At 43.4% G+C, this 15,743-nt stretch carries 11 protein-coding genes and 1 tRNA gene; 8 read left to right on the top strand and 4 right to left on the bottom strand.

Annotated features, from left to right (window positions below):
• Window positions 1–444: 444 nt before the first annotated feature.
• The 4 genes from V7K55_RS04835 to V7K55_RS04820 all read left to right on the top strand — a co-directional run bounded on the left by V7K55_RS04835 (window position 445) and on the right by V7K55_RS04820 (window position 5,753).
• Window positions 445–3,972, top strand: a complete 3,528-nt coding sequence (locus tag V7K55_RS04835; protein WP_334828749.1) for a response regulator — start codon at window positions 445–447, stop codon at window positions 3,970–3,972.
• 16 nt (window positions 3,973–3,988) lie between these two features.
• Window positions 3,989–4,261, top strand: a complete 273-nt coding sequence (locus V7K55_RS04830) for a hypothetical protein (RefSeq protein WP_334828747.1) — start codon at window positions 3,989–3,991, stop codon at window positions 4,259–4,261.
• 175 nt (window positions 4,262–4,436) lie between these two features.
• Entirely contained in the window at window positions 4,437–5,633 is a 1,197-nt protein-coding gene (locus V7K55_RS04825; RefSeq protein ID WP_334828745.1) for a hypothetical protein, read from the top strand.
• A 49-nt stretch (window positions 5,634–5,682) separates the two neighbouring features.
• Window positions 5,683–5,753, top strand: a tRNA-Gly gene (locus V7K55_RS04820).
• A gap of 297 nt (window positions 5,754–6,050) precedes the next feature.
• Here V7K55_RS04820 and pstB read toward each other — a convergent pair.
• The 4 genes from pstB to pstS all read right to left on the bottom strand — a co-directional run bounded on the left by pstB (window position 6,051) and on the right by pstS (window position 10,095).
• The gene (gene pstB / locus V7K55_RS04815; RefSeq protein ID WP_334828743.1) at window positions 6,051–6,857 is read right to left on the bottom strand and encodes a phosphate ABC transporter ATP-binding protein PstB; all 807 of its coding nucleotides are present in this window, start codon (window positions 6,855–6,857) and stop codon (window positions 6,051–6,053) included.
• A 58-nt stretch (window positions 6,858–6,915) separates the two neighbouring features.
• Window positions 6,916–7,797: a phosphate ABC transporter permease PstA gene (gene pstA, locus V7K55_RS04810; protein ID WP_334828741.1), complete on the bottom strand. Its 882-nt coding sequence runs from the start codon at window positions 7,795–7,797 to the stop codon at window positions 6,916–6,918.
• A gap of 19 nt (window positions 7,798–7,816) precedes the next feature.
• A complete protein-coding gene (gene pstC / locus V7K55_RS04805; protein WP_334828739.1) occupies window positions 7,817–8,767 on the bottom strand; it encodes a phosphate ABC transporter permease subunit PstC in 951 nt (316 codons plus the stop codon).
• Between the two features lie 143 nt (window positions 8,768–8,910).
• Window positions 8,911–10,095, bottom strand: coding sequence for a phosphate ABC transporter substrate-binding protein PstS (gene pstS, locus V7K55_RS04800; protein ID WP_334828737.1), 1,185 nt, complete (start codon window positions 10,093–10,095; stop codon window positions 8,911–8,913).
• A 760-nt stretch (window positions 10,096–10,855) separates the two neighbouring features.
• Here pstS and V7K55_RS04795 point away from each other — a divergent pair.
• The 4 genes from V7K55_RS04795 (at window position 10,856) to V7K55_RS04780 (ending at window position 15,655) form a co-directional block, all read left to right on the top strand.
• The gene (locus V7K55_RS04795) at window positions 10,856–11,443 is read left to right on the top strand and encodes a biotin transporter BioY (protein ID WP_094331530.1); all 588 of its coding nucleotides are present in this window, start codon (window positions 10,856–10,858) and stop codon (window positions 11,441–11,443) included.
• Between the two features lie 102 nt (window positions 11,444–11,545).
• The gene (gene lspA / locus V7K55_RS04790) at window positions 11,546–12,022 is read left to right on the top strand and encodes a signal peptidase II (RefSeq protein WP_334828735.1); all 477 of its coding nucleotides are present in this window, start codon (window positions 11,546–11,548) and stop codon (window positions 12,020–12,022) included.
• 284 nt (window positions 12,023–12,306) lie between these two features.
• Window positions 12,307–13,002: a hypothetical protein gene (locus V7K55_RS04785; RefSeq protein WP_334828733.1), complete on the top strand. Its 696-nt coding sequence runs from the start codon at window positions 12,307–12,309 to the stop codon at window positions 13,000–13,002.
• A 382-nt stretch (window positions 13,003–13,384) separates the two neighbouring features.
• Window positions 13,385–15,655 carry a transglycosylase domain-containing protein gene (locus tag V7K55_RS04780; protein WP_334828731.1) on the top strand — a complete coding sequence of 757 codons (2,271 nt, stop codon included), beginning with the start codon at window positions 13,385–13,387 and terminating at the stop codon, window positions 15,653–15,655.
• Window positions 15,656–15,743: the final 88 nt, after the last annotated feature.

Genomic DNA, 15,743 nt, shown 5'->3' with positions numbered 1-15,743 from the left:
CTAATAGTATACTTTGGCTTTAAATCTTATTGTTTTAATCTCGCTGACTGTACCATGACTACCATAAATAAAATTTACCCGCAAGTGTTAGTACAACGGCTGTGGAGGGAAAACTTAATATGCAGCTTAATCTGGAATTTTCAGCTAGCTATGAGTGCTGTATCTACAGACATTACTCACAGGAGGTAAAAGAAGGTTTGGCAAGCAAGTATCGACTCTATAACCCTAAAACTGACTATGAAAGCAATTACACTGCACCAAAGCAAACGTTAATGGGCATAAGCCATTGAGACGAATTACTGTGAGTAAACGCTCCTACACTCAGCAGTCATGTAGCCAAACAACCTTATTGGTCGAAATGCTCTGCTCTTACCTGAGGAAGAAAAATCCTTCCCCGATCAGATTATTCTTTATCCGACTGCCGTTGCAGCAGGAAAGCGGTGCATGAAATCCCAAGCAAACAGTAAGCCTAAAATTTTGGTTGTCGATGATGAGCCAGACAACCTTGACTTGCTTTACCGCACCTTCTATCGCGACTATAAGGTGCTAAGGGCAACCTCTGGCCCTGCGGCACTCGAGCTACTGGCTCAAGAGGGGGAAGTCGCGGTGATCATCTCCGATCAGCGAATGCCGATGATGAGCGGTACAGAATTTTTGAGCCTGACAGCAACTCAATATCCAGATATTATCCGAATTATTTTAACTGGCTACACCGATGTCGAAGACTTGGTGGAAGCAATCAACGCTGGTAAGGTCTTTAAATATGTCACTAAACCGTGGGAAGCTGAGGAACTTAAAGCAGTAGTACGCCAAGCTTTGGATACTCACAATGTCCTCAAAGCCCGCACCCGCGAACTTACCCGCACACTCCGACAAGAGTCGCTGCTGAATACCGTCACAAACACAATTCGCAGTGCTTTAGACTATCGCCAAATTTTGCAGGCAATTGTAGATACAGTGGGCCACATGTTGGAGGTGGATGTGTGCTTATTGCGTCCCTTTCAAGATGAGCAGTTGACGGATAAAGGATTCATTTATCAGAAGACTCTTTCTGAAGAAGCAGGGGAACATACATTAGCAGAGGTGCAGGCAAATAATTCTTCTGCTGTGTCCCTCTCTCCCTCTACGCCTGTGACTGTTTTGGCTCAAACTGTGTGGGAAACCCGCGAAGTTCAGGTGATTCACGATGTAACCGATGATGAGCGCATTCACGGTAATACTCCCGAATTGCGCCAACGTGGGGAAGCTTTTGTCGCTGCTAACATTTGTTCTAGTTTAGTTGTGCCATTGATCTGCCAACAAGAACTTATGGCAGTGCTGGCACTGCACCAGTGTTCTTTACCCCGTTTCTGGGGAGAGGATGAGGTGCAGCTAGTGTTGATGGTAGCGGATCAGGCAGCCTTAGCTTTGTCTCAAGCTTATGCTTACGAACAAGTCCGGGCCCTTGCGAAGCGAGAGAGTTTAATTAATACGATTACTAGCGCAATTCGTTCTAGTCTAGACCCTCAAGATATTTTTGCGGCGATCACTCAACAGCTAGGACAAGCCTTACAGGTTGATGGCTGCGTCCTGTCTTTGTGGACAGAGGAAGATGAGTTTGTCGAGTGTGTGGCTTTGTATGACAGTTTTCAACATTTGGAAAATTTACGTTCCCCAGCCCTAGACAATAACTCAAGTAGCAATCATCACTTAACAACTCCAAGATTACCCTATTCTCAAGCATCTATACAGGAGAATCCCATCCTCCAGCAAATGCTACAGACACATGAACCTGTGGTAATTGGGAATGTAAGCCATTCCCCCTCAGATGTGCAGGGTTTTGATTTGCCGTTAAAAATGCCAGCGCGATCGCTAATGTTTGTCCCATTATTGGCAGATGGTAAATGTATCGGTAGTATTACCTTGCATGAAGGTAAAAAAGTACGCCAATGGCTGCAATCTGATATCGATTTGGCGAAAGCGGTAGCGGCTCAAGCTGCGATCGCTGTGCAGCAGTCACACTTGTATGAAAAAACTCGCCAGCAAGCTGAACGCTTACTAGAATTAGATAAACAAAAAACCGAATTTTTCCAGAATATTTCCCATGAGTTTCGCACACCGATCACCTTGATCCAAGGGCCTTTAGAGTCGGCGGTGGCGGCTGGTGAAGGATTATCTTACTCCCAAAGTGCGATCGCTCTGCGTAACTCCCGCCGCCTGCTGCGACTGGTAAATCAACTCCTGGATTTACAACGCCTGAATGCGGGAAGAATGCAGCCTAGCTTCCATCCCTGCGATTTGACGGAATTTGTCAGCCAAATTGTGGAATCTTTTCGTCCCTACTGCGAGAAAAAGAAACTACATCTAATAACCCAGTTAGATGAATGTTCTCCGGTATACTTGGACATGGAAAAATTTGACAAGGTGGTTTACAACCTGCTGTCAAATGCCATGAAGTTTACTCCCGAAGGCGGGACAATCAGTGTCAGACTAAAATCTGAGCGCGATCGTTGCATATTGCAAGTACAAGATACGGGGATTGGCATTGTCAAAGAACAAATTCCCCACCTATTTGAGCGCTTCCGCCAAGCTGAAGGTTCAGCAAACCGTTCCTATGAAGGCAGTGGTTTGGGTTTAGCTTTAGTTAAAGAATTGGTAGAATTACATGGTGGTCAAGTAACTGTGGAATCAGTTTACGGTCAAGGCACTACCTTTAGTTTATGGCTTGTGACTGGAAATGCTCATCTACCGACACCACAAGTAGTAGAAACGCCTGCCGAAGTGAACACGAGCCGCGCTAGTGTAGAATTGGCCGATTTAGAACTGGTAGAGTCAACAACAGACAATATTGAAGATATTACAATCAATTCCTCCCCCAGTATTGATCCTCAAGACTCAGCACTTAAGACTCAACACTTAATTTTAGTTGTAGATGACAACCCGGATTTGCGAACCTATGTATCTGAGATTTTCCGCCGTAACGGTTATCAGGTAAAAACGGCTCGTAATGGTTATGAAGGACACAATATAGCTAAGGAAATTATGCCCAGCTTGATTGTGACTGACTTAATGATGCCCTTGGTGAGCGGACTTGAGATGATTCAAATGATCCGCAAAGAGGAGAAGTTAAAAGGAACACCAATTATTCTGTTGACAGCAAAAGTTGACGATGAAACCCGCATCGAAGGTACAGAACATGGGGCGGATGCTTATTTAGCAAAACCATTCAACGATCGGGAACTTTTAGCGGAAGTTCGGAATCTTTTAGCATTGAAAGAAAATGAACGACGAATAGTGGAGTTAAATACTTATCTAACAGAATCGGTGCTAAAACGCTTTTTGCCAGCTGTATTGGTGCAAAAAGCCGCAACCGGGGATTTAACGTTAGATTTGCGTCCAGAACCACGCTTAATTACAGTTTTGTTTAGTGACATTGTGGGTTTTACACAGCTATCAAATACTCTTAGATCCCGGCGAGTCGCAGAGTTGCTAAATGAATATTTAGAAGCCATGACCAAAGTTGTCTTTAGTAATGGCGGCACTGTAGATAAATTTATGGGAGATGCTATTTTAGCTTTATATGGAGCGCCGGAAGAACTAACCCCCAACGAACAGGTGCGTCGTGCCATTAATACAGCAAGAGCAATGCACCGTTCCCTGGCTGACTTGAATCAGCGCTGGCAAAACCAAGGTGTATTCGATGGCGACAGACTGACTAGCGTCCAGTTTCGGTGCGGTATCCACCAAGGTACTGCTGTTGTGGGGATGTTTGGTGGTGCTGAACGGGCTGATTATACTGCCATTGGCCCAAGTGTAAATATTGCTGCAAGGTTGCAAGCTGCTGCTGTTCCGGGTACAATTCTGGTCTCTGCTGCCGTAGCAGATTATTTGCAGGAAGAAGAAATTACTAAAGGTAGTCCGCTAGAACTTAAAGGAGTGGATGAAACAGTCTTGACCTTTGCTGTTACACCAGAGGTAATGGTTAATCGCTAAAATTTAGACTGGTATTGTGAACTACTCAGAATTGCCTACGGCTGAAGTCTTAGCTTCCCGATTCATTGGAAATAGCCATCAATTACTCCGTAGTTTTTTTGGTCTGACATTCCCTCCAAGGGCGGGAGTCATGGTTCCCAAGACCCAAATCTTTCTCTTCTTCCAAGGGGAGACACCAAAGGCGATGCGACATGTACCTATTAGCTTGGTTTTCGCTTGTGGCATTGATGGTCAAGACAGTACACATATTACCAGAAAATCTTGGGGATTCGTCATCCATCTAGAATAAGTTTATTGCATAAGCAAAAACAAATTCTAGATGTAATTCTCATCCCCCGCTCACAATCCCCACTTTATGAGTAGATTGTTCCCGTTAGCGTCTCAAAGAGTTGGTGGGGACTTCCGCGACTCGTTAAAGCATTAGCAATGAGTAAGAGTGCCTAATCATATCCAATTTGTATAATATGACACCATCGGTTGCAGATAAAACTCCAATTTCAACCAAAGTCTGGAGGCGACATACCGATCCACCAGCTTTGTGGATTTCTGTCGTTATAGGTTCAGTCTCTCTGCACTTGCTGGCGTTCTGGCTAATACGCTCATCTAATGGATTTAGTCTGTGGTTTCCCCAGCAAAGTCAATCAGCTGTTCCCATTGAATTGATAGACATTGCTCCTGAAACAAAATCAACAGCCAAAAGAGTTTCACCAAAGCCAGCATCCGCAACTCAAAAGTCTGTACCAGCGCGATCGCCACAAACATCACGAACTACACCCAGAAATGAAGATTTTGGGGCAATAAATTCTGCTGATAATCTCCAGCAAAAGAGTCGAATTTACGCCTCTCAACCTAATAGACAACAGAGAATTCCTGCATCTACACCCAAACCTACAGTTACACCGAAAGCGATCGCCACACCAAAACCTACAGTTACACCGAAAGCGATCGCCACACCAAAACCTACAGTTACGCCGAAAGCGATCGCTACACCAAAACCGACAGTTACACCAACACCAACACCTACGGTTCCAGTCGGTAATCTACCTTGGAACCGCCGTCAAGAAATTAAACTGGGAAAGGGAACGGCACTACCAGCAGGTATTCCATCAACTCCACCAACTCCGGGTGGGGAAACTCCACCAACTTCAACTAGAGAAACTTCACCAACTTCAACTAGGGAAACTCCACCACCTTCGACTAGGGAAACTCCATCACCTTCGACTAGGGAAACTCCACCAACTCCGACTGGGGGAGCATCGATAGCAATAGTAGCTCCTTTACGTAGAGATGAAATAATTAACTTTATACAAACAAAAGGATTTCGACAAGATGCTCTAGATGGTCTACCCGATGTTATCGCTTCATACACGGGAAGCAACCCAAAACAATTAGACTCAAGTTTTCTCCCAGGCGATTCTGAAGTGAAGCCTGCACAGATGCTTGTTAGTTTAATAATCGATCGCAATGGCAAGTTTCAACAGGCTGTAGTTCTAGAGATAGAACCGGCAACACTACAAAGTGAAAAAAGCACATACGAACGAGTTCTCTATGATGTCTTCAAAACAGAAAACTTTCTTGCTGCTCATAACAACGATGGCACAAAACCAGATTTGAGCAGTTTGTATGTACGAATCAAAATCCAGCCGGCTAATTCTAACTAAATGGTTGAATTTTTCTAAAAGCTATGTTATACTTAGTAAGTTGGAAAATGCGGGTGTAGTTTAGTGGTAAAACTATAGCCTTCCAAGCTATTAATGCGGGTTCGATTCCCGCCACCCGCTTTAAAAAAGTCTGAAGTCCAAAAGTGAAGCACGGTGTCAATACACCTACTACTTTGCTTTAGATTTTTGGATTGGGTGTGGTAAACCACCCACTTAACGCAAGTGTTATGTTAAACCGCCTTATTATTGTTTTTCTCGATCAAGAAACAGCCATAATCAATCAAGCGATGCCTGCGACGGGCTATTCGGTGTCGCTAATCTTAGCAAACAAATAAAAAACTAGAGGAATATCGCACAGCTTTAACTTCCGAGTATCCCTCATAGCTATAACATCAAGAGTGTGTAATATTTATCTACTTATCCAAATCTGCCGCTAACGTAATCTTTGGTATCTTGCTGCTGAGGATTGTTGAAAATTAGTTCTGTTGCGTCGTACTCTACCATGTAGCCGTTACGACCTCCTGCCTCTGTAGTTTTAACATTAAAAAAGGCTGTTTTATCAGAAACCCGCGCTGCTTGCTGCATATTATGGGTAACGATAACGATGGTATATTGCTCTTTAAGTTGGTGAATTAGTTCTTCAACCCGCAAGGTGGAAATAGGGTCGAGAGCGGAGCAAGGTTCATCCATTAAGATAATTTCAGGTTGCACTGCGATCGCACGAGCAATACATAACCTCTGTTGTTGTCCACCAGATAAAGATGAACCACTTTGTCGCAGTTTATCTTTTACTTCGTCCCACAAAGCCGCTTGTCGTAAACTCCGTTCAACTAATTCATCCATATTACCTTTGTAGCCGTTGATTTTGGCTCCAAAAGCAATATTGTCATAAATGGATTTGGGAAACGGGTTTGGTCTTTGAAACACCATCCCAATCCGACGACGCACCTCTACAGGATCGATGTCGGATGCATACAAGTTTTTATCGTAAAAAAGTATTTTACCTTCTGCCCGAAATGACTCAATCAGGTCATTGAGGCGGTTATAGCATCGCAACAACGTACTTTTACCACAACCAGAAGGGCCGATAAAGGCTGTCACCTGATTTTTTGGTATGTCTAGCCAGATATTCTGCAAGGCTAAAAATTTGCCGTAGTAAACGTTGAGATTTTCGGTGCGTAAAACGGTTTCAGTACCGTTGACTGTGCTAACATTGGTAGCCATATAATTAAGTGCAGTATTAGTTTTAGCGATACAAATCCGCTATGTAGATGCTATTTCACTAAGCTTTCTGACGAGTTGCCCAGCGAGCGATGATACTTGTGATTAGAACCATCAAGACTAAAATCAAAGATGCTGCCCAAGCTAGTGATTGCCAATTTTTAAACGGAGAAATAGCATATTTGTAAACCAGTACAGCAAGAGAAGCTGTGGGTTCAAATAAGCTACCAGGCCAAAAATTAGAAAACAGGGCGGTAAATAGTAAAGGTGCGGTTTCTCCAGATGCTCTGGCGATCGCTAGCGTTGCCCCAGTTACAATTGCAGGTAAAGCTGCTGGCAAAACTACTTGACTTACTGTTTGAAAGTTGGTTGCTCCTAACCCTACAGATGCTTGTCGCAAATCTTGCGATACTAACTGCAAGGCTTCATCAGTGGTTCGGACAATAATTGGCAACATCAAAATTGCCAGTGCAAACCCTCCACCAAGAGCGGAATACGATCCTAAGTTTAACTTTACCAGTGTTAAAACTACAACCCCATAAGCAAATACCCCAGCAATAATTGAGGGGACTCCACTCAGGACGTTAGCTGCAAAACGTACCGATCTCGCTACATTCGCCGAGCTAAACTCTGTAATGTAAATCGCCGCCAAAACACCAAATGGGATACTAATTACCGCAGCAATTCCTACCATTAATAGTGTACCCAAGATTGCATTACCAAAGCCTCCTCCTTGCTGTAAAGCTTTGGGTGGCAGTTCAAAAAAGATAGTAGGACTCAAACTACTAAAACCTTGAATAATGACGTAAGAAAGCACTGCTAGCAAAGGCACAAGTGCCAATACTCCACAGATAAATGCAACTACAGTCATTACAGTATTAAACAGTGTCCTTTGAGACATGGGAGCGCGAGTTAGACTCCGCTCTGGAAAACTAGAAGTCATAATTCAACCCAAAACTAAGCTATATTCGCTTGACTCTCAGAACGATAAACTCGGCCATGATATTCACTATCAGGGTTAAGAAGAATAGAACTAAAGCAGCGTACATTAAAGCCGAAACTTGCAAACCACTAGCTTCTGAAAATTGATTTGCCAGTAGCGAAGAAATCGTATTGCCTGGTGCTAACAGTGAGATACTAATGTTGTTGGAATTACCAATCAACATTGTTACAGCCATTGTTTCTCCCATTGCCCGACCGAGTGCCAACATCACAGCACTAACTATCCCCGAAAAGGCGGCTGGAATCAGAATTTGCAAAATCGTTTCCCAACGAGTTGCTCCTAATCCTACGGAGGCTTGGCGCAAACTGGGTGGTATAGAAATCAAGGCATCGCGTGATAGGGCTGTGATAATGGGCAAAGTCATAATTGCTAATATGACTCCTGCCGGCAACATTCCTGGCCCTGTAGGGGGGGTGCTAAAAAATGGTATCCAGCCAAAATAACTATTGAGCCATTTTCCCAAGTTAGTTATGATCGGCACTAAAACGAAAATACCCCACACGCCGTAGACAACGCTGGGAATAGCTGCGAGTAGTTCTACCGCAAAAACCAATACCAACTTCACTTTCGCAGGTAAAAAATCCTCGCTGAGGATTATAGCCGTACCAACTCCAATCGGTACAGCTATCAGTAGACCGATAAAAGAACTCAAGAGAGTTCCATAAATTTGAGGTAGCACCCCGTAAGTATCATTTACTGGGTTCCAAGTGGTGTTGGCTAAAAAGCTAACACCAAACTTTTGGATAGCAGGCCAAGAAGCGATCGCAACCTGTGAGCCGATCCATAGTAAAGTTGCAGCAACCCCAAAGGCAAAAATTTTAGTTACCCAGATAAAACCCCGATCTAGGGACTTTTCGACATCAGAGCGATTTTTTGTCGCTGATGAAAGACTTTGAGAATTTGTAGTCATGACTACCGACTTTCACAATTAAATCAGAGGAGGATATGGGAGGCAACCATCTCAACAAAATTGTTGCCTCATCGTCTTTTCAAACTAGTCAACTAAGCAGCCTAAAAATTGTTGTTTAGGAATGCCTTATGTCTTAACTGTGGCTACTTGCTAGCACTACTACCACTACCACCAACAGAGATTTTGTACTCTGGACTAATTTGATCGGCAGCAGCAGCTACTTTTGTAATGACGTTTTGGGGTAGAGGAACATATCCTAATTTCGTAGCATCCTTTTGACCCTCAGTTAAGGCATATTCAATAGCAGCTTCAATTGCCTTGGCTTTTGCTGCATCGGGATATTTTTTGTAAGCCAAAATCCAGGTGTAAGTGACGATGGGATAGGAATCAGCCCCTTCTGGATCGGAAATAAAGACGCGGAGATCGGGCGGTAGAGTTACTGATGCTAGAGTTTTAGAGGCCGATTCCTCACTAGGTACAATAAATTTACCCCCTTTGTTTTCCAAAGCAGCAAACTTGAGACTATTTTGTTTGGCATAGCCGTACTCGACATAACCAATAGAACCTTGTGTTTGTTGGATTTGGGCAGTAACACCCTCATTACCCTTAGCACCAATTCCTACAGGCCAGTTGACAGTTTTGCCTTCACCAACTTTAGTCTTCCACTCTGGGCTAATAGCGCTGAGGTGTTTTGTAAACACACCTGTTGTTCCGCTACCATCCGAACGATGAACAACTGTGATTGCCTCTTTAGTAAGCTTTGCACCTGGGTTAGCTTTGGCAATTTGGGGATCATCCCAAGAGGTTATTTTGCCTAGTAGAATATCAGCGTAAACTGCTCGTGGTAGTTTAAGTTCTGTAACATCTGGCAAGTTGTAAGCTAGGACGATGCTACCAGCAGTTACAGGTAGTAAGATAACGCCTTTATCCGCTGGAACTTTCTGGATTTCTTCATCCTTCATGGCAACATCGCTGGCACCAAAGTCTACAGTGCCTTTGATAAATTGCTCAACTCCAGCACCGCTACCAACTGAGGCATAGTCAACTTGCAGATTTGGATATTTTTTGTTTAGATCGGTAAACCATGTATCATATAGTGGCGCTGGAAAAGACGCACCAGCCCCACTTAACTTGAGATTTCCACCCAAATCTAATTTAGTTGTGCTGGAAGCAGTGGTATCCGTAGCAGTGCCAGAAGGTGTATCCTTGGTGGCTGTACTATCTGGGTTTTGCTGTCCGCCACATGCAGCTAAACTGATTGTCAGTGCTAACACTGAAACTGAAGCTGTGAGGCGATGAATTTTTATTACACTAAGAGGTGAGGGCATCGCTATCAATAGTTTGGGTAACTTTTCAGGTGAGCGCCTCTAAGGATACCCCTAAAGGATGAAGGTTAAGGTAAAGGATAGGTTAACAAAGTAAAATAAGCTTGTTTTTTTTTGATGAAGAACAAACACTCTTTTCTACTTTTACTTAATAAAATTTATACTTCTATTACTAGTCAGACGTTACAAATAGTACCACAGTAAGTTGGTTACATATATTTACTAAACTTGATTAGTTTAGTGTATCTTTGTTAGTCCAGTGATAAAAAATGACAAATTGTGGTAATATGTAAAACTTAAAATAAATTTGAGAACTGATAAAATTTCTTGCTGCTTAGAGGTCTAAGTAGGATAAAAGTCATAACTAAACAATCTAACATTTAGAGAAAGTAGAAGAAAACCGTCAATTGCCTATTTTATGGAGAATAGGCAGGGCGATCGCTAAAAAATCGTGAATTAAGGAACTATCTTTAACATTTTGTAGCATAAGTTGGCACTGAGTCGAAAACTTAGTTTAAATACTAAATTTTGCTAACTTTACTGCGTATTAGGTCAAATACCAGAATCAGACTACGCTTCAGTCAATAAAATTACAGCTATAGACACCTAAGCGATAATTTGCAGAACTGAAAAGTTACATACCAAAAAGGCAAAAAAAAATATGCTAATTCTTAGAGGTGTCAGCACAAATTTCATTTCAATACTAATGAACATACTAGTTGCTGTTGGTTTTCCCTTTTGCCTTTCCCTGGTTGCCTGATAAATGTTTGCTGCTTCCAATCAATTACTATGGTCTATGATTGGCTTACTCCTGACAATGGGTGGCACCTTCCTAGAAGCCTATGGCATCACCTTTCCTTGGAATTGGAGTAAGCACGGAATTCAGACTTTTTCTTTAGGTGTCACTTTTCAAATTGGCGCAGTCCTTTTGGTGGGTTGTTTAGGGGGCAAAAATGCCGGTGCGCTCTCGCAAATAGCCTATTTAGTGATGGGACTAACCTTATTACCTGTATTTGCCGATGGCGGAGGTATTGGTTATGTTAAGCTGTCTCAGTTTGGCTATCTACTAGGCTTTATTCCTGGAGCTTGGATTTGTGGCTTGTTTGCCTTTAAAGCCAGACCTCGACTAGAAACTCTCGCTTTTAGTTGCATCTGTGGCTTGTTAACTCTGCATCTATGCGGTATCACTTATTTGATTATTAGCTATATTTTTCAGTGGAAAGGCACAGAAAATCTACCTTTGATGCAAGCAATCCTTAGATACTCTTGGTTTGCACTACCAGGGCAATTAAGTGTGGTCTGTGCCGTTACTGTAATAGCATATATATTGCGTCACTTAATGTTTTATTAGTTATGAAGGAGCTAGAGGCTAGGGGCTAGAAATTTATTTAAAGTTTAAAATTCTTCTACCTAGTCCCTAGTCCCTAGTCCTTAGTCCTTAGCCCCTAGTTTCATGCGTTTAAAAAATCGCCTTTTCTGGATTGCTGCCTTCATAGCTTTTTTCTTAGACCAAATAACAAAATACTGGGTGGTACAAACCTTTAGTTTGGGGCAGACACTACCACTCTTACCTGGGATATTTCACTTCACCTATGTAACTAACACTGGTGCCGCTTTTAGTCTATTAAGTGGAAAAGTCGAGTGGTTGCGCTGGCTATCTTTAGGAGTCAGTTTAGTATTGATAGCTTTTGCCTTGTTTGGCCCAACGTTAAATCTGTGGGATCAGTTGGGCTATGGCTTGATTTTAGGTGGAGCTATGGGCAACGGTATCGATCGCTTTGTATTAGGATATGTTGTTGATTTTCTTGATTTTCGCCTGATTAACTTTGCTGTATTTAATGTGGCAGATTCATTTATTAGTATCGGTATTGTTTGCCTATTAATTGCTTCCTTGGAAAAAACACCGACTTCAACTGGTAGGTCGCAGTGAATCAGGTAAGAGGTAGAGGGTAGTATTCCTCCGGCTAAAAATGCCCTCTGCCTCAAGCCTTTCTAAACTATTAAGCCTGGGATGAATCATCCCAGGCTATTGATTAATGAAACCCTTGCTTAGTCTTATATGCGAAGACTTTATCTATAAGGTTCCAAATATTTTTATTTCATTTGTATCCTACACCAGTTTTATATAACTGGTGCAGAAAACCAAGATGCACCGGCGATCGCTGATGGCAAATTAGTATTCAGATTATGCCCCAGCTTTTAATTTAATTACCTGTGGCAGGAGTACTAGAGCCTGGAGTACTGGGAGAGTTTACACCTGGTGCGGTAGTGCTGCCAGGTGTGCCAGATTCGGGTGCTGTCATGCTTCCTGGTGCTGGAGTTAAGTTGCTAGGAGTGCCAGGTTCAGGTGGTGTCATGCTTCCTGGTGCTGGAGTTAAGTTGCTAGGAGCGCCAGGTTCAGGTGGTGTCATGCTTCCTGGTGCTGGAGTTAAGTTGCTAGGAGCGCCAGGTTCGGGTGGGGTAACGCTTCCTGGTGCTGGAGTTAAGTTGCTAGGAGCGCCAGGTTCAGGTGGTGTCATGCTTCCTGGTGCTGGGGTGCTTTCGGGGCTGCCAGATCCAGGTGGTGTCATGCTTCCTGGTGCTGGAGTGCTTTCGGGAGTTGTGCTGTTACTAGGTGTGGTTTCTGCTGGTACTGTAGTGCTACTAGGAGCGCTGGGGTTGGCTGCTGTACCGCCGGGACAGCGAGAGTTAAGTGGGAAATACTCGCACAGAATTTTCATACCTTCTGGCGACATCTTGATTTCCGTTGGTGCACTAGTAGATTCGCTACTGGATTGGGCTATGGGGGATTTACTGGATTCGGCTACAGCAATATTAGTGGTGAGAGCCAAAGATAAAGCTGTACCAATCAGGGTCAGAGATTTTCCCATCATTCTGAAATTAACCTCAACGGAACACTCGGCCCATTAAAACAGACAATAAGATTTAGAAAATCTTCCTAAATGAAGATATTTTGGATCTGTGAATATGTAAAATTTTTAAAAATTAAATTTGTTGCTTCTTGATAATTAGTGTTTAGAAATACATTGGTACAAATTCTGTTTGTAGTTACTGAACGAATAAGTGTATACAAGACATGCTCTTGAGAATAGACAAGAAATTTATGCCATTGTAAACCAGGTGACGAAAATAACAATCTAACTTTGATAGCAAAGTTAGATTAAGTATAAATTAGAGCAAAAAATTCCGTATAGCTAATTTATGCTTTGGCTTATGAGTAAAATGATGAAAGACTAACATCTAAATTGTAATTCGCCCGATTCTTCACTAAAAAGTGTGATGTGAATAGCCGATGAGTTTTCCCCAACCCCCTCAAAAGCCACAAACGTTAATTGGTCAACTGACTCAAGCAGTCCATACTATCCAAGCTAGGGTTGATTTTTCCAAACTGGCGCTCAAGCCTAATGCCAAAGTACCAGAACTCTGGGTGCAGGATGCGGGGGCGGATAAAGCAGAGGTCTATCCACTGTTGGGCGATCGCTATATTCTCGGTCGTAGCTCCAAATCCAGCGATATTGTCGTCCGTAACCCTGTTGTCAGCCAAATTCATCTGTCGCTATCGCGGAATTCTACTCAGCGCACACCAGTTTTCGTCATCAAAGACGAAAACTCCACCAATGGCATTTATCGTGGCAAGCGTCGTGTTAATTCCCTGGAACTGCGTCACGGTGATATTCTCACCCTGGGTCCCCCAGAACTCGCCGCTTCTGTGCGCTTGCAATACGTCGATCCACCAGCCTGGTATGTCAAAGCTGCAAGTGTTACAGCTTATGGTGTGGGAGGTGTCAGCGCTCTGTTAGCTTTAGTGATTGGCGTAGAATGGCTGAAATTTCCCGTTAGACCCTTACCTACAGCTACACGCGCCCCAGTAGTTGTTTACGCTCGTGATGGAGCCACCCCGCTCAGAGAGCCTCGAACAACCTCTCATGTAGATATGAAGCGTTTAGAGGAATTTGGCCCTTATTTGGCATCTGCTGTAGTAGCTTCAGAAGATAGTCGTTATTACTGGCACTTTGGGGTTGACCCTCTGGGGATTTTACGAGCCGTATTGATCAATAGCCGTAGCGGAGATGTGCAACAAGGAGCCAGCACTGTTACACAGCAAGTTGCTCGCAGTTTGTTCCGGGAATATGTAGGCAGACAGGATACCCTTGGACGCAAATTGCGAGAGGCAGTTGTCGCCCTGAAGCTCGAAACGTTTTACAGCAAAGATGATATTTTGCTGATGTACTTAAATCGGGTTTTTTTGGGGGGAGATACCTCTGGCTTTGAAGATGCAGCCCGGTATTACTTTGAGAAGCCAGCTAAAGAATTAACTTTGGCAGAAGCAGCAACGTTGGTAGGAATTTTACCTGCTCCCAATGCATTTGATTTTTGCGGGGATGGGCCGAATAAGCTAGAAGCAGCTGAATACCGGAATCGCGTAATTAAGCGGTTACTGGAGATGGGCAAAATTAAACCTGAAGATGCAAATCGAGCTAGACGCTCTACCGTCCAAGTTAGTCCTAAAGTTTGCGAACAGCAATCTAAGACGATCGCTCCTTATTTTTACAGTTATGTGTTTTCTGAACTGGAATCGATCTTAGGACAAGGAGCGGCAAACGAAGGGAATTATATCATTGAAACCCAGCTCGATCCATCTGTACAGAGCCAAGCAGAATCAGCGTTGCGGAATTCAGTCAACAACGCTGGTGGAAGTTTTAATTTTTCTCAAGGGGCTTTGGTAACTCTTGACTCCAGTACAGGTAGCATCTTGGCAATGGTAGGCGGAACTGATTACAAAAAAAGTCAGTTCAATCGTGCCGTTCAAGCCAAAAGACAACCAGGTTCCACCTTCAAAATCTTTACTTATACTGCTGCTATTCAACAAGGAATTTCCGAATCAAAAAGTTATTCTTGCGCCCCTTTAACTTGGCAAGGCTTTACTTATAAACCCTGTCGTGCTGGTGCTGACACTAGTTTAGATATTGCTACCGGGCTTGCTCTTTCAGAAAATCCCATCGCCCTACGAGTTGCCAGAGAAATCGGGCTGAATAAAGTGGTGGCAATGGCGCAGAATTTGGGAATAAAGTCAAACCTAGATCCGGTTCCTGGCTTAGTACTGGGTCAAAGTGTGGTCAATGTTTTGGAAATGACTGGTGCTTTTGGCGCTATTAGCAATCGGGGAGTGTGGAATCCTCCCCATGCGATTAACCGAATTTTAGACAGTGGTGATTGCCGCGATCGCAATGATATCAAAACCTGCCGTGTAATCTACTCTTTCGATCAAGATCCAGATGCCAACAAACGAGTCCTGACGAATGGTGTAGCCGATGAGATGACTAGTTTGATGCGTGGTGTCATTACAAGAGGTACTGGTCGTAGTGCGGCTCTGGGACTGGGGGAAGCTGGAAAAACAGGCACGACTGATAAAAACGTTGACCTATGGTTCATCGGTTTTATTCCTAGTCGGCGGCTTGTAACTGGTGTTTGGTTGGGAAACGACAATAATTCCCCCACCTCTGGTAGCAGCGCCCAAGCCGCTCAGTTATGGGGAAATTATATGCGGCGAGTTACGCGGTAAATGGGGATTGGGAATTGGTTTGGTAGACGGTCAAAATTCCGTTCTACCATTCTTTTGACACCAAGTTAATATTTCGGACAGGTCTAAT

It is taken from the genome of Nostoc sp. (assembly GCF_036919895.1).
Taxonomy (GTDB): Bacteria; Cyanobacteriota; Cyanobacteriia; order Cyanobacteriales; family Nostocaceae; genus Nostoc.
Note: the sequence above shows the minus strand (reverse complement) of the source record. Positions and strands in the feature narration are given on the sequence as shown.